At 68.3% G+C, this 15,606-nt stretch carries 17 protein-coding genes; 13 read left to right on the forward strand and 4 right to left on the reverse strand.

The window, feature by feature from the left end; all coding sequences use genetic code 11:
• Positions 1-185: 185 nt before the first annotated feature.
• Positions 186-506 carry a YnfA family protein gene (locus FJ694_RS23960; protein ID WP_157269844.1) on the forward strand — a complete coding sequence of 107 codons (321 nt, stop codon included), beginning with the start codon at positions 186-188 and terminating at the stop codon, positions 504-506.
• A 114-nt stretch (positions 507-620) separates the two neighbouring features.
• Here the strand turns inward: FJ694_RS23960 and FJ694_RS23965 are convergent, their stop codons facing one another.
• Positions 621-1,982 (reverse strand): heavy metal sensor histidine kinase, encoded by a 1,362-nt coding sequence (locus FJ694_RS23965; RefSeq protein WP_232540205.1) that lies wholly within the window; start codon positions 1,980-1,982, stop codon positions 621-623.
• Positions 1,979-2,665 (reverse strand): heavy metal response regulator transcription factor, encoded by a 687-nt coding sequence (locus FJ694_RS23970; protein ID WP_157269845.1) that lies wholly within the window; start codon positions 2,663-2,665, stop codon positions 1,979-1,981. Before FJ694_RS23970 ends, FJ694_RS23965 begins: the two co-directional genes overlap by 4 nt.
• A gap of 189 nt (positions 2,666-2,854) precedes the next feature.
• Here FJ694_RS23970 and FJ694_RS38030 point away from each other — a divergent pair, with 189 nt between their 5' ends.
• A complete protein-coding gene (locus FJ694_RS38030; protein WP_157269846.1) occupies positions 2,855-3,175 on the forward strand; it encodes a double zinc ribbon domain-containing protein in 321 nt (106 codons plus the stop codon).
• Between the two features lie 297 nt (positions 3,176-3,472).
• Here FJ694_RS38030 and FJ694_RS23980 read toward each other — a convergent pair whose 3' ends face one another.
• On the reverse strand, positions 3,473-3,817 hold the full coding sequence (locus FJ694_RS23980; protein ID WP_157269847.1) for a CzcE family metal-binding protein: 345 nt from the start codon (positions 3,815-3,817) through the stop codon (positions 3,473-3,475).
• 311 nt (positions 3,818-4,128) lie between these two features.
• Here FJ694_RS23980 and FJ694_RS23985 point away from each other — a divergent pair, with 311 nt between their 5' ends.
• The 8 genes from FJ694_RS23985 to FJ694_RS24020 all read left to right on the forward strand — a co-directional run bounded on the left by FJ694_RS23985 (position 4,129) and on the right by FJ694_RS24020 (position 11,986).
• Positions 4,129-4,452 carry a hypothetical protein gene (locus tag FJ694_RS23985; RefSeq protein WP_157269848.1) on the forward strand — a complete coding sequence of 108 codons (324 nt, stop codon included), beginning with the start codon at positions 4,129-4,131 and terminating at the stop codon, positions 4,450-4,452.
• A 66-nt stretch (positions 4,453-4,518) separates the two neighbouring features.
• Positions 4,519-4,851 (forward strand): DUF4148 domain-containing protein, encoded by a 333-nt coding sequence (locus FJ694_RS23990; RefSeq protein WP_157269849.1) that lies wholly within the window; start codon positions 4,519-4,521, stop codon positions 4,849-4,851.
• 64 nt (positions 4,852-4,915) lie between these two features.
• A complete protein-coding gene (locus FJ694_RS23995; protein WP_157269850.1) occupies positions 4,916-5,287 on the forward strand; it encodes a hypothetical protein in 372 nt (123 codons plus the stop codon).
• 116 nt (positions 5,288-5,403) lie between these two features.
• Positions 5,404-6,660, forward strand: coding sequence for a TolC family protein (locus tag FJ694_RS24000; RefSeq protein ID WP_232540206.1), 1,257 nt, complete (start codon positions 5,404-5,406; stop codon positions 6,658-6,660).
• A 68-nt stretch (positions 6,661-6,728) separates the two neighbouring features.
• Positions 6,729-7,301 (forward strand): hypothetical protein, encoded by a 573-nt coding sequence (locus FJ694_RS24005; protein ID WP_232540207.1) that lies wholly within the window; start codon positions 6,729-6,731, stop codon positions 7,299-7,301.
• Positions 7,298-8,413 (forward strand): efflux RND transporter periplasmic adaptor subunit, encoded by a 1,116-nt coding sequence (locus FJ694_RS24010; protein ID WP_198320968.1) that lies wholly within the window; start codon positions 7,298-7,300, stop codon positions 8,411-8,413. The genes FJ694_RS24005 and FJ694_RS24010 overlap by 4 nt, the downstream gene beginning before the upstream one ends.
• A 13-nt stretch (positions 8,414-8,426) precedes the next feature.
• The gene (locus FJ694_RS24015) at positions 8,427-11,546 is read left to right on the forward strand and encodes an efflux RND transporter permease subunit (RefSeq protein ID WP_157269851.1); all 3,120 of its coding nucleotides are present in this window, start codon (positions 8,427-8,429) and stop codon (positions 11,544-11,546) included.
• A 44-nt stretch (positions 11,547-11,590) separates the two neighbouring features.
• A complete protein-coding gene (locus FJ694_RS24020; RefSeq protein WP_157269852.1) occupies positions 11,591-11,986 on the forward strand; it encodes a hypothetical protein in 396 nt (131 codons plus the stop codon).
• A 90-nt stretch (positions 11,987-12,076) separates the two neighbouring features.
• On the opposite strand, the gene cadR is transcribed toward FJ694_RS24020, so the two are convergent.
• Positions 12,077-12,493, reverse strand: coding sequence for a Cd(II)/Pb(II)-responsive transcriptional regulator (cadR, locus tag FJ694_RS24025; protein ID WP_157269853.1), 417 nt, complete (start codon positions 12,491-12,493; stop codon positions 12,077-12,079).
• A gap of 166 nt (positions 12,494-12,659) precedes the next feature.
• Here cadR and czcI point away from each other — a divergent pair, with 166 nt between their 5' ends.
• The 3 genes from czcI (at position 12,660) to FJ694_RS24040 (ending at position 15,596) form a co-directional block, all read left to right on the forward strand.
• Positions 12,660-13,013, forward strand: coding sequence for a cation efflux protein, CzcI family (gene czcI, locus FJ694_RS24030; RefSeq protein WP_157269854.1), 354 nt, complete (start codon positions 12,660-12,662; stop codon positions 13,011-13,013).
• 112 nt (positions 13,014-13,125) lie between these two features.
• Positions 13,126-14,406: a TolC family protein gene (locus FJ694_RS24035; RefSeq protein ID WP_157269855.1), complete on the forward strand. Its 1,281-nt coding sequence runs from the start codon at positions 13,126-13,128 to the stop codon at positions 14,404-14,406.
• Positions 14,407-14,417: 11 nt separating this feature from the next.
• Positions 14,418-15,596 (forward strand): efflux RND transporter periplasmic adaptor subunit, encoded by a 1,179-nt coding sequence (locus tag FJ694_RS24040; RefSeq protein ID WP_157269856.1) that lies wholly within the window; start codon positions 14,418-14,420, stop codon positions 15,594-15,596.
• Positions 15,597-15,606 lie beyond the last annotated feature (10 nt).

The raw sequence follows: 15,606 nt of genomic DNA on the forward strand, positions 1-15,606 counted from the left end.
ACTTCCGCGGCACCATGCGGTTCGGCATCGAGCGCTACAGGCAGTTGCTGCTGCAGCGCACGGGTGAGACAGTGGTCAGGAGCGAAGTTGGGTGAGCACGCATCAGTCTAGAACATCGGGCCGCATTCGCAGATCGTGCCGCTGGCTGCTGTCGATCCAAGGCACGCACCCAGCACAATGACGCGATGAAGACGTTCCTCTTGTTCATCGCCACGGCACTGGCCGAGATTGCGGGCTGCTACTTGCCTTATCTATGGCTCAAGCAGGGACGCTCGATTCTCTTGTTGATCCCGGCGGCCTTGAGCCTGGCGCTGTTCGCGTGGCTGCTGACGCTGCATGAAACCGCCGCCGGCCGCGTCTACGCGGCCTACGGCGGTGTCTACATCGGGGTGGCGCTGCTGTGGCTGTGGGCCGTCGATCAGATCCGCCCGACGGCCTGGGACCTGGCTGGTGCAGCCGTGGTGCTGGCCGGCATGGGAATCAACATGTTCCAACCTGCCCGGTAGAGGTCCTTCGTGACGGCTGCCTTTGATGCGGTCTGGGCCGCTGCGGCAGCGCGGCTGCAGTAGTGTCGATGGCCGATACCGTCAACGACGCATCGGTGCCGGGTGGGGTCCGCGTCAACGCTGACGACTTGACGAACTTGCCGCCGCTGCGGTGGTGGACAGGCGAAGGCCTATGCTCGTGCGGCCGGAATGGGAGTCCACGAACGGCTGGCCGTCATGCATTCGCGCAATGGCAGCCACGATGGCCAGTCCCAGGCCATGATTGAGGTCGCTGTGCTCGCGCGAGGCTTCCGCCCTGTAGAAGCGATCGAACAGGCGAGGCAGGTGCTCGCGCCCGATCTCCGTGCCCGTGTTGCTCACGACCAACTGCAGCACGTCGGGCAAGGGCATCGCGATCTCCACCTCCACGGTAGTGCCCGGACTGGCGTAGCGCGTGGCGTTGGCCAGCAGGTTGGACAGGGCGCGGCGCAGCAGGGCCGCGTCGTAAGCGCCCGAGGCGTCACCCGTCACCCGGGACTGCAGGTTGGCCTCCTGCAACGCCGCTTCGTGAAACTCCACGACTTCGTTGACAAGCTCTGCAACGCTGGGCACGGGAACGCGGCGGGCCCTGGCACCGCGGTCCGCCTTGGACAGGAACAGCATGTCGTTGACGATGCCCGAGAGCCGCCTCAGATCGTCGAGGTTGTTGCCGATGACCTCCTGCAACTCCTGCACGGATCGAGGCCGGCTCAGGGCCACCTCGCTGTGGCCAATGAGCGCTGCCAAAGGAGTGCGCAGCTCATGGGCCACGTCGGCGTTGAACGCTTCGAGTTGCGCGTAGGCCTGCTCCAGCCTCTGCAGCAGTGCATTGAACTGCTCCACGACAGGTTGCAGCTCCTCGGGCTGGCCGATGCCGTCGAGCCGTCCATGCAGGCCTGCGGGCCCAAGGGAACGGATCTGGCGCGACAGCGCCAACACGGGCATGAGGCTGCGGCGTACCAGTGCCGAGCCGGTTAGCGATATCAGCATTGCACCTGCCAGCGCGCTGACCACCAGGATGGCAGCCAGGCGCTCCAGCAGGCTGTCATCCAAAGTAGTGTCCAGCGTCAGCGCACCACGGATCGACCTCTGAGGGTCCAATGGCCATGGCTGTTCGAACGTCACGGCCCGGGTGTGATTGTGGGCGCCTTGCATCGCGCGCTCGTACAGCGGCTTGCCATCAGGCAGTTCCAAGCGCAGCCCGACGCCCGTTGTGCCGACGAAGAAGTCGTCAAGCTTGTGGCGCAGCGTCACCGGATCGGCATTGGCAACGGCCTCTTCGATCAGATGCTTGACCACGGCGTGGCGCTGCTCCAGCGTCTCCTGCTCCCGGATGGAAAGACTCCATGCGGTGGCAAGGTACACCCCCATTGCCACCAGCATCAGCCCCATCAGGCTTTGGATCGCCAACCAGACCGACAGGCGCCAAACCAGCGGCCGCGCCGGTGCCGGCCTCACGGTGTGCGGTCCTCAAGCACGTAGCCCATGCCGCGCACGGTGTGCAACAGCTTCTTGTCGAAGGGGTCGTCGAGCTTGCTGCGCAAGCGCCTGACCGCGACGTCCACCACGTTGGTGTCGCTGTCGAAGTTCATGTCCCAGACCTGCTCGGCAATGACGGTGCGCGAGAGCACCTCGCCGTGGCGGCGAAGCAGCATGGTCAGCAGCAGGAACTCCTTGGCAGTGAGGCTCAGGCGCTGCCCGGCCCGGGTGGCGCGCCGGCGCACCAGGTCCACCTCCAGGTCCGCCAGGCGCAGGCGATTGGCGTCGAGCTCCGCTTGTTGCAGCGTGCCGCGGCGCAGCAGGGCCTGCACGCGGGCCAGCAACTCCGAGAAGGCGAAGGGTTTGACGAGGTAGTCGTCAGCCCCTTGCTGCAGACCCTGCACGCGGTCGTCCACCGCATCGCGGGCCGTGAGCATCAACACCGGCGTGGCACGCACGGCCCTCAGCGCGCGCAACACGGCAAAGCCGTCGAGGCCGGGTAGCATCACGTCCAGCAGTACCAGGTCGTAGCTACCCTCAAGCGCCAGGTGCAGGCCGTCCGGCCCGTTGTGCGCCAGGTCCACGGCGTAGCCGTTCTCGGTCAGACCCTTGTGCAGGTACTCGGCCACCCGCTTTTCATCCTCGACCACCAGTATTCGCATGACGTGATTGTCGTCATTTCATGAGCTGGGGAAGATGACGAGATTGTCATGCTGGCGCTCGCAAGGCGTAGAGCTCAAGTTCCTACAGTACCAGTAGGGCTGCTGCCGAGGTCTTCGCGGCCAAGCTGCCGTCCAGCGTTCAGCCGCCTGGCCGCAACGCGGCAGCGTTGAGTTCAAGCACCTCGGAGTATGAGAATTTTTGATCGCCTGTTCGATGGGCATCACGGCAGCAAGCACCATGGCGGAGACCATCACGCCGGTGGCCGTCACGGCCACAACGACCGCCACGTAGGCCATGGAGTTCCGGCCGACGGCAGTCAATGCCATGCTCAGCCGGTGGTGGTGCAAGCTTCTCTGGCTCCCGCCTGCCCAAAGTGCTGCGTGATCGCTCCCGCCGGCAGCAGGTTCTGTTCCCAGTGCGGTACGTCGCTGAATGCGTGCACGCAGTGCGGCGCAGGCTTGCAATCAGGGGGACGGTTTTGCGGCCAGTGCGGCAATCCGGTGTCCTGAGCGGGACTGAGCAACCGTGCGCAACGTCACGACTTGACCTGAACTTCCCCGAGATTTCGCATGGCTACAGGAGCCCTGCGCAAGAGCCACGGCGGTCTTCTGCTGGGGACCATGGTGGTATGACTGACCGGCTGTGCTGCCGTCTCGATGGCGTCAAGCGGTCGGCTCTCACCCCGAAAATCCTTTCGCACCATCCACCACCGCGACCGTCCCTGAGGAGCAGCCGCGGTGCGGCTGCTCCGGCGCGAGCGTCCTGCGCGCCCCGATGGCAGCCGCCAACCGCGCGCCACCGTCAGCTCAGTTGCGCTCCATGTCGTTGGTTGCGACATGAATGCGAAGGGGCTTGTTGACGAAGCCTGCCGGAGCGATGCTTTGCAGGTCCACCGCACGATGGCCGACCACGTCGAACTTCCATGCGAAGGTCTTGTCCGCGTTGCGGAAGGCAACGACTTCGCCGCAAGCCACATTCACGGCTGCGGCCGTGGCGACGTTCACTTCCTTGGTGGCGACCCGGGCATCGACGGGTGCGCCGTACATGGACTTGCCATTGGGCAGCCTCGCGTCATTCGCGGCGAATGCCGCGCTGGTGATGAATGCCATGCTGCCAATCAGCGCGATGGTCCTGAAAGTTTGCGAGCTCATGCTGTTCTCCTGGTTGCACGGGATGCAGCCGATTCGGGCCATTTGCCCTTTCGTCATCCCTTTCTCCACTTTGAATGACAGGGAGTTACGAAGGGCTGGCGATCCGATGACGCTTTTGCAATCCAGGACGGCAGGTCGGCCGTAGCATGTCAGCCGCATGACGATGCGGCTTTAATCCCCAATGCCATGCCAGGCCACAAGGGCAGATGACGAAATTGTCATCTGCGTGACGCCGTCGCGTTCCGGTCCGGTTTCTACAGTGCTTCCACGGTCGCTGATGTAGCGGCCAACCTCCCGAAAGGAAGCACCTCATGAATACCCGGAAATTCTCGGCTGTCGCGGCCCTGTCCGCCGTGCTGCTGGCACCGGCTGTTTCCATGGCGGATTCGCCCTGGGTGCCGGCCAACAACAACCAGGGCTACCGGTACCAGCCCGATCACGGCAGCACGAGCACGGGGGCTGCAGGCCGCAGCGCCGCTGGCGTTTCCATGCCGGACGCTGCAGTTCGGGAAAGCGCGCCGCCAAGCACCGCTGGCACGACGTCGGGCAAGACGCGCGAACAGGTCCGCAACGAGTACCTGAACATGTCCGCCGCTGAAAGGCAGCGCCTGCAGGAGCTGTTTCGCGGACCGTGAGCACGTCCTCTCACGCCCTCTGATTCCCAAGCAACTCCGCCACTTTTCGAGAACCGAGTGACTTTGATGAAAGCCCGCCGCCCCTCTTCCGTCGGCCTGCTGGTGGCCGCAGCGCTACTGGCACCCACCCTGTCCATGGCCAATTCCGAATGGCACCAGGAAAGCACGGACCAGGGCATGAGCTACCACCCCGAGCATGCCCAGAGCACGTTGACCCGGGCACAGGTGCAAGCCGATGCGCGCTCGGCTGCGCCGGGCCTGATCGTCCGCGAGGGCCCGCCGCTGGACACGTTCCCGGCCGTCACGCCGACCAAGACGCGCGAGCAGGTTCGCAATGAGCGGCTGAGCCTGTCCGCCGAAGAAAAGCAGCGCCTGCACCTGGCGACGCAGGGCCGCTGAACAAGAAGCCGGCTTGCCGCAGGTGTATGGGAGGCCGGGATATTGGTGTTGATACACTTGCCCAATGCGCCGCTTCGTGCTTGTCCTGTTGATCGCCTTGCTGCCGTTCCAGACCATCTGGGCGGCGGCAGCGAACGCGTGCGGACATGAGCGCATGGCCGGCGGCAAGGCGCACTTCGGCCACCACGAGCATGTGCACAAGGCCGCAGCGGCGGCTGTGGAGCGTGATGCTTCCGACGACGGCGGTGCCGCGGACTGGTCCTGCGGTGCCGACTGCTCGACATGCCACGGCCACGGCTGGTCCGTGGCGCTGCTGGACTGGTCCCCGTCGTTGACCCAAGCCGGGCCGGGCTTCGTGCCCAGCGCCTACCAGCACTTCATCCCGCAGCCCGATCCCGACAATCCACTGCGTCCCCCTCTCGCGCGACTGATCTGAGATCCGGACGGAAGAGGCCGGCCCACACCGGCTGACGCGCCGCTACAGCGGCCTGTCGCACCGTCCCGCCTGACTGCCACCGCGGGCTGCTGCCCGCTTCGCTTGCGAGAGACTTCATGACATTCGGACCCTGGGGCCGGGGTGCGGGGCGAGCCGCATCCGCCCTGGCATGGGCCTGCCTGCTGGCCATCGGGCCGCTCGCCCATGCCCAAGACACCGCCAACGACCCCGTCACGCTCAGGCACGTGTTCGACAGCGCCTGGCAACGTCAACCCGAGGCGCGCGGCGTCGCGGCGCGGCGCGACGCCACGGACGCCCGGCTCGAAGCGGCACGCAGCTGGACGCCGGAGCCGGCGGCGCTGGAGCTGTCGGGTGCCAGCGACCGGCTGATGCGCAACAACGGACGGCGCGAATACGTCGCCGGCGTGGCCGTGCCGCTGTGGCTGCCCGGCGAGCGCTCCCGCACGCAAGCGGTCGCGCAAGCCGAACGCCAAGCCGTGGACAGCCGGGTGCTCGCCGCGCAGCTGCGCCTGGCCGGCCAAGTGCGTGACGCCTGGTGGGCCGTCCACCGTGCTCGAATCGAGGCGGCCCTGGCACAGGCTCGGCTGGCCAACACCCAGCAACTCGCCGCCGACGTCGCACGCCGGGTGAGCGCGGGTGACCTCTCCCGGGCCGACCAGCACCAGGCGGAAGGCGCGGCCGCTGCCGCGCGAGCCGGTCTTGCTGAAGCCATGGCGCTGCAAGCCCAGGCCCAGCAGGCGCTCAGGGCGCTCGCGGGCATCGAACTCCCCCAGCCACTGCCCGACACGGCCGAAGCCTTGCCGGCGTCAGGCACCAGCTTGTCGCATCCCCTGCTGGTCGAGCTGCAGGATCGTGCCGAAGTGGCGCGGCGCAGCCAGGCGCTGGCCGGCGTGCAGCGCAGGGCCAATCCCGAGCTGGCCCTGGCCACCACGCGCGAGCGCGATGTCCTGGGCGAGGCCTACGGCCAGTCGATTACCGTGGGCGTGCGCATTCCTCTCGGTTCGGACAGCCGGCATCGCGCCCGTGTGGCGGCCGCCAGCGCCGAACAGATCGAGGCCGAGAGCGCGCTGGCCGTGGAACAGCAGCGCTTGCAGGGCGAGCTCGCGGCCGCCCAGGCCCGCATGGACGGCGCGCGTCAGGTCGCCGAGGCGGCCACGCAGCGCGCGGCGCTGGCCGAGCAGACGCGCGGCTTCATCGACAAGGCCTTCCGGCTCGGCGAAGCGGATTTGCCGACGCGGCTGCGCGTCGAGCTGGAGGCCTTCGAGGCCGAGCGGCTGCAGGCGCGCGCCCGCATCGAGCTGGCACAGGCGCTTTCGCAATGGCGCCAGGCCCTGGGCCTGCTGCCCGAGTGAGGAGCCGCGGCATGCACCCGCCACCGCTCCCACGCATCCACACGCACCCCCTGCAACGACATCCCGGGATGCCCGTCATGTACGCCCCTCAAATCCGCAAGTCTCTGGCTGTTCTTGTGGCAGCCCTATCGCTGTTGGCCTTGCCCGCTGCGCAGGCCGGCGACGGCCACGACCATGGTGATGCACCGCCCGCGGCCACTGGTCCGGCCATGCCGCGCTTTGCCGCCGTTTCCGAAGACTTCGAGCTGGTGGGTGTCGTCAACGGCACGCAGCTGACGCTCTACCTGGACCATGCCGACAGCAACAGCCCGGTGAAGGATGCCCAGCTGGAAGTCGAAATCGGCGGCCAGAAGATCCAGGTGCAACCCCGCGCCGAGGGCGAATTCGAGGCGACGCTGGCGCAGCCGCTGCAGCCCGGAACCATTCCCGTGACGGCCACCGTCACGGCTGGGGCCGTGTCGGACCTGCTCGCCGGCGAGCTGGACCTGCACGCCGACGAACACGCCGAGGAAGGCAATGCCAGCCACTGGCAACGTGCCTCCGGCTGGGTGGCCGGGGTGCTGGGCGCTCTGGCCGCCATGGCCTGGGGCTGGCGGCGCTACGCCGCCGGCCGTCGCAGCCGTACCGGAGTCGCCGCATGAAACGCATGACCCGCATTCAATCCGCCTTTGCGCTGCTGACGCTGGCGCTGGCCGCATCGCTGGCCCAGGCCGGCGATGGACACGACCACGGCGACGCCGCTCCCAGCGCCAACGCCAACGGTCCACAGCGCCTTCCCGACGGGAGCGTGTTCCTGCCCAAGCCCGCGCAACGCCAGATGGCCGTGCGCACGTCGGTGTCCCAGGACGGGCAACTGCCCCGTGCCCTGGAGCTCTCGGGACGCGTGCAGATGGACCCCAACGCCGGCGGCAAGGTCCAGGCCCTGGTGGCCGGGCGGCTGGAGCCGGGCCCGCGGGGGCTGCCTTCGGTGGGCCAGACGGTGCGCAAGGGCGACGTGCTGGCCTACGTCGTGCCCTCGGCCGGCGCCATCGAGCGCTCCAACCAGGCGGCGCAGCTGGCCGAGTTGAAAGCCAGCCGCGATCTGGCCGCCAAGCGCTTGGCGCGCCTGAAGGAGCTGGCCGACACCGTGCCGCGCAAGGAAATCGAGGCGGCCGAGAGCGAGGTGGCCAGCCTGGGCGCGCGCATGGCGGCCATCGGTGGCGGCCTCTCCGGGCGCGATGCGCTGCTCGCCCCCGTGTCGGGCGTGATCGCTTCGGCCAACGCCGTCAGCGGCCAGGTGGTGGACGCGCGCGAGCTGGTGTTCGAGGTGGTGGATCCGTCACGGCTGCGCGTGGAGGCGCTGGCCTTTGACGCCGCGGTGGCCGCTGACGTGGACACGGCGTTCCTCATGGCCGGCGGCAAGAAGGTGCCGCTCACGTTCATCGGCGCGTCGCGCTCGCTGCGCGAGCAGGCGCTGCCCCTGATGTTCCGCGCCGAGGGCGCCGCACTGTCCGCGCTGGCGGTGGGGCAGCCCGTGCAGGTGGTGGTGCAGACCCGCAGCCGTGTCCAGGGCGTGCCCGTGCCCGCGGACGCACTGGTCAAGAATCCGTCGAACCAGAGCATCGTCTGGGTCAAGGCCGCACCCGAGCGCTTCGAGCCCAGGGTGGTGACGGTGCAGCCGCTTGACGGCGCGACGCTGACGGCCACGACGGGGCTCAAGGCGGGCGATCGGGTCGTGACGCAGGGCGCGACGCTCGTGAACCAGGTCCGCTGACGGAGAGCCGCACATGTTCAAGTGGCTTCTCGACAGCAGCCTGGCCAACCGGCTGCTGGTGATCATCGCGAGCCTGGTGCTGATGGCCTATGGCGCCTTCACGCTCTCGCGCACTCCGGTGGACGTGTTCCCCGACCTCAACAAGCCCACGGTCACGATCATGACCGAGGCCGGCGGCATGGCGGCCGAGGAGGTGGAGCAACTCATCAGCTTCCCGCTGGAGACCACCATGAACGGCCTGCCGGGAGTGGAATCCGTGCGCTCGACCTCCAGCGCGGGCCTTTCCTTCCTCTACGTGACCTTCGACTGGAGCACGGAGATCTTCCGCGCCCGGCAGATGGTCTCGGAGCGGCTGGCGTCCATGGAGGAGGGGCTGCCCGCGGGCGTGGTCCCGCGCATGGGCCCGATCAGCTCGATCATGGGGGAGATCATGCAGATCGCCATCCCGATCGACACCTCAAGGATCACGCCCATGGCCGTGCGCGAGTACGCCGACTGGGTGCTGCGGCCGCGGCTGATGGCCATCCCCGGCGTGGCGCAGGTGATTCCCATCGGCGGCGAGGTGCGCCAGTTCCAGGTCCAGCCCGACACGCGCCGCATGGCGGACCTGGGCATCTCGCATGACCAGCTCGAATCGGCCCTGAGGAACTACTCCTCCAACACCTCGGGGGGCTTCCTGGAGCTCAACGGGCGCGAGTACCTGATTCGCAACCTGGGCCGCACCTCCAGCCTGGAAGACCTGAAGAACCTGGCCCTGACGGCCAAGGATGGCCAACCGATCCTGCTGCGCCAGTTGGCGCAGGTGACGTTCGCGCCGGCGCTTCGGCGCGGCGACGCAGGCTTCGAAGGCAAGCCCGCCGTCATCCTGGGCATCCAGAAGCAGCCCACCGCCGACACCATCAAGCTCACCCGCTCGATCGAGACCGCGCTCGACGAGATGAAGCGCTCGCTGCCCGCGGGCATGCAGGCGCCGCGCGTGACGTTCCGCCAGGCCAGCTTCATCGAGTCCTCCATCGACACGCTGCAGGGCAAGCTCGTCGCCGCCTCGGCCTTCGTCGCGGTGATCCTGTTCCTCTTCCTGGGCAACGTGCGCACGACGGTGATCGCGCTGGTGGCGATTCCGGTGTCGATCTTCATCACCGCGCTGGTGTTCCGCTACTTCGGATTGTCGATCAATACCATGACGCTCGGTGGCCTGGCCATCGCCATCGGCGGGCTGGTGGACGACGCGGTCGTGGGCATCGAGAACGTGATGCGCCGGCTCAAGGAGGATCGCAGCCGCCATCACGAGCACCGGCTGCATCCCATCGAGGTGGTGGCGCGTGCAACGATGGAGGTGCGCTCGGCGATCCTGTACGCCACCGTGATCATCGTGCTGGTGTTCGTGCCGCTGTTTGCGCTGCCGGGCATGGAGGGACGGCTGTTCGTGCCGCTGGGCATCGCCTTCATCGTCTCGACGCTGGCCAGCCTCGTGGTGTCGGTCACGGTCACGCCGGTGCTCTCGCTGTACCTGCTGCCGCGCATGAAGTCGCTCGACCACGGCGACACCCGGCTGCTGGCCTGGCTCAAGCGTCGCTACGGCACCGCCTTGCAGAAGGTACTGAACCGGCCCCGCGCCGCGGTGGCCGCGGGTGCGGTGGCGGTCCTGGCCGCGGCCGTGGCCGTGCCCTTCTTCGCGACCACGTTCCTGCCGCCGTTCAACGAGGGCACGCTGCTCATCGGCATGCGGCTGAATCCCGGCGTGACGCTGGCGCAGTCCACCGACATCGCACGCCAGGCCGAAGTGCTGGTCAAGCAGGTGCCCGAGGTGACCCACGTCGGACGCCGCAGCGGCCGGGCGGAGCTCGACGAGCACGCCGAGGGCGTGCATGTGAGCGAGCTCGACGTGGGCCTCAAGCCCGTGGGCGAGATCAAGCGCAGCATGCAGGAGATCCAGGCCGACATCCGCTCGCGCCTGGTGAACCTGCCCGCGGCCATCGCCATCGGCCAGCCCATCTCGCACCGCATCGACCACATGCTCTCGGGCGTGCGCTCGCAGATCGCCATCAAGATCTTCGGCGAGGACCTCGACACGCTGCGCGGCCAGGCCGACGTGCTGCGCAGCCGGCTGGCGTCGATCCCCGGCATTGCCGACCTGGAAATCGAGAAGCAGGTGCTCGCGCCCCAGATCAAGGTGCGCGTGGACTATGCGGCGGCGGCCCGCTATGGCGTGCCGGCACCGCAGGTGCTCACGGTGCTGCAAAGCCTCGTGGAGGGCGAGAAGGTCACGCAGATCGTCGAGGGCGGGCGACGCTTCGCGCTGGTGGTCAAGCTGCCCGAGGAGGCGCGCTCCACGCAGGGCCTGCACGACATCCTCATCGAGACGCCCTCGGGCCGAATCCCGCTGTCCAAGATCGCCTCCATCGAGGACAGCGACGGTCCCAACCAGATCAGCCGCGATGACGGCAAGCGCCGCATCGTGCTGTCGGCCAACGCCCAGGGCCGGGCCTTGTCGGACATCGTGGCCGACATCCGCCGCGTGGTGGCCGAGACCAAGCTGCCCGAGGGCTACTTCGTGACGCTGGGCGGGCAGTTCCAGGCCCAGGAGGAGGCCTCGCGCCTGGTGGGCTTGCTCTCCATCGTGTCGGCCGTGCTGATGTTCGTCGTGCTGTTCAGCCGCTACAAGAGCTCGAAGCTGGCGCTGCTGATCATGGCCAACATCCCGCTGGCGCTGGTGGGCGCCGTGGTGGGGCTGTGGCTGGCGGGCCAGCCGCTGTCGGTGGCCGCCCTGGTGGGCTTCATCACGCTGGCGGGCATCTCCGTGCGCAACGGCATCCTCAAGGTCAGCCACTACATCAACCTCATGCGCTTCGAGGGCGAGAACTTCGACCACCGCATGATCCTGCGCGGCTCGCTGGAGCGGCTGAGCCCCGTGCTGATGACGGCGCTGGTGACGGCCTTCGCGCTGGCACCGCTGCTGTTCGAGGCCGAGCAGCCCGGCACCGAGATCCTGCACCCGGTGGCGGTGGTGATCTTCTCGGGCCTGATCAGCTCGACCCTGCTCGACACCTTCCTCACCCCGGCCATGTTCTGGCTGTTTGGCCGCCGCGACGCCGAGCGGCTGGTCGACGACGGCAACGCCGAGGCCTTCTGAAGCCTGGCGGCCTCTTCATTCCTCCCGTCAACGAAAGGACCTTCATGAAACTCAACCGCATCTGGGCCACTGCCGCCTTGGCTGCTTGCCTGGGCACCGCCGCCGCCGCGGCACAGGAGCACGAGCACGGCCATGGCCACGAGCCGATGCACGGCGGTGTCGTGGTCGAAGCCAGCGACATGGACTTCGAGCTGGTGGCAAAGGCCGACGCCGTCACGCTGTACGTGCGCGACCACGGCAAGCCCGCGAGCACGCAAGGCGCCAGCGGCAAGCTCACGCTGCTCAGCGGCAGCGACAAGACCGAGGCGACGTTGTCGCCAGCGGGTGACAACAGGCTCGCAGCCCAGGGCAGTTTCAAGGTGGGTGCCGGCACCAAGGCCGTCGCCACGGTCACGCTGCCGGGGAAGAAGGCGGTCAACGTGCGCTTTGCGCTCAAGTGACCCTGGCACGGAACGCCGCGTGGCCCGCGCCGTGCGGCGTTCAGCCAGGCTCCGGCGCCGCCTGCGTGCTGGTTCGAGAACGCCTCCGCGTCAGCGCTGCCTTGGTGCCGCGCTGACGACGTGGGCGAGTTCCTGGAGGATGCCGCAGTCGCGTGCGGGCTGGGCCTGCGTGCAGCGCCGGCGCAGATCCTTCAGGTGCTTTTGCAGCACCCGCAGTTCGCGAATGCGTTGCTCCACCTGGCCGATGTGGGCGTCCAGCAGCGCGTTGACGGCGCCACAGTCCTCCTCGGGCGCATCCTTGAAGCGCAGGAGCACCCGGATCTCGTCCAGGGCCATGTCAAGACTGCGGCACTGCCGGATGAACGCCAGCATTTCGACGTGCGCCGGGCCGTACACGCGGTAGTTGCCAGGAGTGCGTCCGGGCTTGGGCAGCAAGCCTTCGCGCTCGTAGAAGCGTATCGTCTGTTCTGAGGTGCCGGTAGCGTCGGCGAGTTCACCAATCTTCATGTTCACACTGGACCGGCATGAAAAATGCCAGCCCCTACTCTACAAGCGCTCCAGGGTTTGCAAAACGCAGGCAGCTTATCCGCGAGATGCAAACCATGGCTTTGGAGTGGACGGCCCAAGGCGTCAATGTACGTTGGACAACCTTGTAGTGGCTATAATCAAAACCATGGTCCGCCGCGTCGTCATCCTGCTGCTGATGCTGCTGCCGCTCCAGTTCGTCTGGAGCGCGGCCGCGGTGTATTGCAGCCACGAGGCGGCGCCAACGGCCCAGCACTTCGGCCACCACGTGCACGTGCACAAGTCGGCCCAGGCCGACGACGGCGCAAAAGCCAAGGCCGATTCGACGGTCGCCGACAACGACTGCCCGGTCTGCCACATGGGCGGCCCGTCACTGCCGCCTGACGTGGTGGTTTTCACCGGGATGCATGCCGTGCCGCCCCAGCACCCCGCTGCCGGCGTGTCCTATTCATCTGCACCGCCCGGAACCCCGGAACGCCCCAACTGGCTGCTCGCCGCCTGATCCGGCGAGCACCCGCGTTCTTTTCTTTCTCTCAAGGCACAAGGCCACTCGCCCACAGCACTCGCTCGCCGGATCCATCCCGTTCCTGGTTCATCCCTGACTGGAGGATTCGATGCGATACAAGACGCTGGCGCTGGCCGCCGCGTTGTGCTTGGCACCGTGCTGGACCCTGGCGCAAGACGCTGCGCCCGCGATGACCGCGGCCGGGCGAAGCCTGACGTTGCAGGAAGCTCTCGCGCTGGCCCAGGCCAGCAACCCTGCGCTCAAGGCGCGGCAGGCGCAGCTCGCGGCTGCTGAAGGCCAAGCCACCGACGCCGCGGCTTTGCTGGCCAGCAATCCCCAGGTCTGGACAGAGCGCACGCGCCGGCGCGTGGCTGCGCCACCCGGCACGCCGCGGCAAAACGAGTGGGCCGCCGGCATCGAGCAGTCGCTGGAGATTGCCGGGCAGCGGGGCCATCGGCGCGAGGCCGCACAGGAGGCGCTCTCAGCGGTGCGGCTGGAAATCGACGACGCGTCGCGCCAGCTGCGCGCCGAGGTGTCGCAACGCTTCTACCGCGTGCTGGCGCTGCAGCGGCGCGTCGAAGTGGAGGCCCAGGCGTTGCAGCTGTTCGAGGACACGGCCCGGGCCATCGAGCGCCGCCGGGCCTCCGGCGAGGACACGCGGCTCGATGCCAATGTGGCCGTGGTCGAGGCCGAGCGTGCACGCAACGCACTGGCCAGCATCCAGGAGGAGCTGCTGCAGGCGCGCGCCGACTTGGCCGCCGGGCTGCAGCTCGATGCGGCCGAGCTGCCGCAGGCCGCCGGCGAGCTGCAGCTGACGCCACTGGTATACACGCGCGACGAGCTGCTGCAGGCCGCGCTGTCGCAGCCGCGCCTGCAGGCGCTCCAGGCACGCGAGCAAAGCGCCCAGTCGAGGCTGCGGCTCGAACGTGCCGCGCGTTATCCGGACATCACCGTCGGGGTCAACGTCGGCCGCGAGGGTCCGCTGGACGCGCGCGAGCGGCTGACCACCGTCACGCTGTCCGTGCCCTTGCCCCTGTTCAAGCACAACGCCGCAGGCATCGGCCAGGCCAGCACCGAGCTCGCCCAGGCGCAGGTGGAGCGTCGCGCCGCCGAACGCGACGCACCTGCCCAGGTGCAGGCGCTGTGGTCGCGGCTGCAGAGCCTGCAGGCCCGCGTGGAGCGGCTGCAGCGCCTGGTGCTGCCGACGCTGGCCGACAACGAGCGCTTGTCGTTGCGCTCGCGCGAGGTCGGCCAGATCGGGCTGCTGGAGCTGCTGGTCACCTCGCGCCAGTCCCTGGACGCCCGCCGTGACCTGATCGACGCCCTGCTGGACTACCACACCACCCGGGCCGAGCTGGAAGCCGCCGCCGGATGGACGAGCCAGCCCTGAGGAAGAGCACCATGAAGAAATTGATGCAACCAGGTGGTCGTCGTGCGCTCGCTGCGCTGGCCGTGGCCGCGCTGCTGTCCGCCTGCGGTGGTGCCAAGAACGACCAGCCTGCCACGAAGGACGAGCAGGCCCAGGCACAGGCCGAGGAGAGCTCCTTGATCAAGCTGTCGGCCGAGGAGGCGCAGCGTGCCGGGCTGCAGGTCCAGGCGCTGCAGCCCGAAGCCCAGGCCGATGTCGTCACCGTCACTGCCACCATCCGCGCCAACCAGGACCACTTCGCCCACGTCGCGCCCCGAGTGGAGGGCCGCCTCACGCAGGTCGTGGCCAAGCTCGGCGACCAGGTGCGCGCCGGGCAGACCCTGGCCGTGCTCGACAGCGTGGCCTTGGGAGAAGCGCAGTCCGCCTACCAGCAGGCACAGGCGTCACACCGCGTGGCACAGGGCGACTTCGACCGGGCCAGCAAGCTCGTGGCCGAGGAGATCATTCCCCAGAAGGACTACCTGCGCGCGCAGGCCGAGCTGGAGAAGTCACGCGCCGAGCTGCGCGCGGCCGAGGACAAGCTGCGGCTGCTTGGGGCGTCGCCGCAGGGCGGCGGCCGGGCCAGCGCGAGCTTCGAATTGCGCTCGCCGCTGGCCGGCACTGTCATCGAGAAGAAGGCCACCATCGGCGAGCTCGCCGGTCCGGAAGTCTCGCTGTTCACCGTAGCCAACCTCTCGCGCGTGTGGATCGAGGCCAACCTCTCGGAGGACCTGCTGGCCAAAGTGCGCGTGGGCGCGCCCGCGAGCGTGACCGTCGCGGCCTATCCCGGCGTGCGCTTTGCTGGCAAGGTGAGCTTCATCGCCGGCGTGCTCGACAAGGACACGCGCACCGTGGGCGCGCGCATCGAGGTGGACAACCAGGACGGGCGGCTCAAGCCCGAGATGTTCGCCACGGCCAGTATCCAGACCGGCCAGACCAAGGAGGGCGTGCTCAGCGTCCCAGACGCCGCGGTGCTGCTGCTGCAGGGGCAGCCGACGGTGTTCGTGCGCGAGAAGGACGGCTACGAGCCGCGCCCGGTGGAGCCCGGCGACAAGCTCGGCGGCCGCACGGTGCTCAAGTCCGGCGTGCAGCCCGGCGACGAGGTGGTGACGGCCGGCGCCTACGCGCTCAAGGCCAGGCTGCTGAAGTCGCAGATCAGCGACGAGCATTGAGAAAGCCAGC

This window comes from Azohydromonas aeria (genome assembly GCF_009760915.1).
GTDB classification, from domain to species: domain Bacteria; phylum Pseudomonadota; class Gammaproteobacteria; order Burkholderiales; family Burkholderiaceae_C; genus Azohydromonas; species Azohydromonas aeria.

Excerpts from the sequence above, each read along its gene's own strand:
- FJ694_RS24005 (WP_232540207.1), top strand. The coding sequence starts at position 6,729 with ATGCCCGTCATGTACGCCCCTCAAATCCGCAAGTCTCTGGCTGTTCTT.
- FJ694_RS23980 (WP_157269847.1), bottom strand. The coding sequence starts at position 3,817 with ATGAGCTCGCAAACTTTCAGGACCATCGCGCTGATTGGCAGCATGGCA.
- czcI (WP_157269854.1), top strand. The coding sequence starts at position 12,660 with ATGGTCCGCCGCGTCGTCATCCTGCTGCTGATGCTGCTGCCGCTCCAG.
- FJ694_RS23985 (WP_157269848.1), top strand. The coding sequence starts at position 4,129 with ATGAATACCCGGAAATTCTCGGCTGTCGCGGCCCTGTCCGCCGTGCTG.
- FJ694_RS24040 (WP_157269856.1), top strand. The coding sequence starts at position 14,418 with ATGAAGAAATTGATGCAACCAGGTGGTCGTCGTGCGCTCGCTGCGCTG.
- FJ694_RS38030 (WP_157269846.1), top strand. The coding sequence starts at position 2,855 with ATGAGAATTTTTGATCGCCTGTTCGATGGGCATCACGGCAGCAAGCAC.
- FJ694_RS23960 (WP_157269844.1), top strand. The coding sequence starts at position 186 with ATGAAGACGTTCCTCTTGTTCATCGCCACGGCACTGGCCGAGATTGCG.
- FJ694_RS24015 (WP_157269851.1), top strand. The coding sequence starts at position 8,427 with ATGTTCAAGTGGCTTCTCGACAGCAGCCTGGCCAACCGGCTGCTGGTG.
- FJ694_RS24000 (WP_232540206.1), top strand. The coding sequence starts at position 5,404 with ATGACATTCGGACCCTGGGGCCGGGGTGCGGGGCGAGCCGCATCCGCC.
- FJ694_RS24035 (WP_157269855.1), top strand. The coding sequence starts at position 13,126 with ATGCGATACAAGACGCTGGCGCTGGCCGCCGCGTTGTGCTTGGCACCG.
- FJ694_RS24020 (WP_157269852.1), top strand. The coding sequence starts at position 11,591 with ATGAAACTCAACCGCATCTGGGCCACTGCCGCCTTGGCTGCTTGCCTG.
- FJ694_RS23995 (WP_157269850.1), top strand. The coding sequence starts at position 4,916 with ATGCGCCGCTTCGTGCTTGTCCTGTTGATCGCCTTGCTGCCGTTCCAG.
- cadR (WP_157269853.1), bottom strand. The coding sequence starts at position 12,493 with ATGAAGATTGGTGAACTCGCCGACGCTACCGGCACCTCAGAACAGACG.
- FJ694_RS24010 (WP_198320968.1), top strand. The coding sequence starts at position 7,298 with ATGAAACGCATGACCCGCATTCAATCCGCCTTTGCGCTGCTGACGCTG.
- FJ694_RS23990 (WP_157269849.1), top strand. The coding sequence starts at position 4,519 with ATGAAAGCCCGCCGCCCCTCTTCCGTCGGCCTGCTGGTGGCCGCAGCG.
- FJ694_RS23970 (WP_157269845.1), bottom strand. The coding sequence starts at position 2,665 with ATGCGAATACTGGTGGTCGAGGATGAAAAGCGGGTGGCCGAGTACCTG.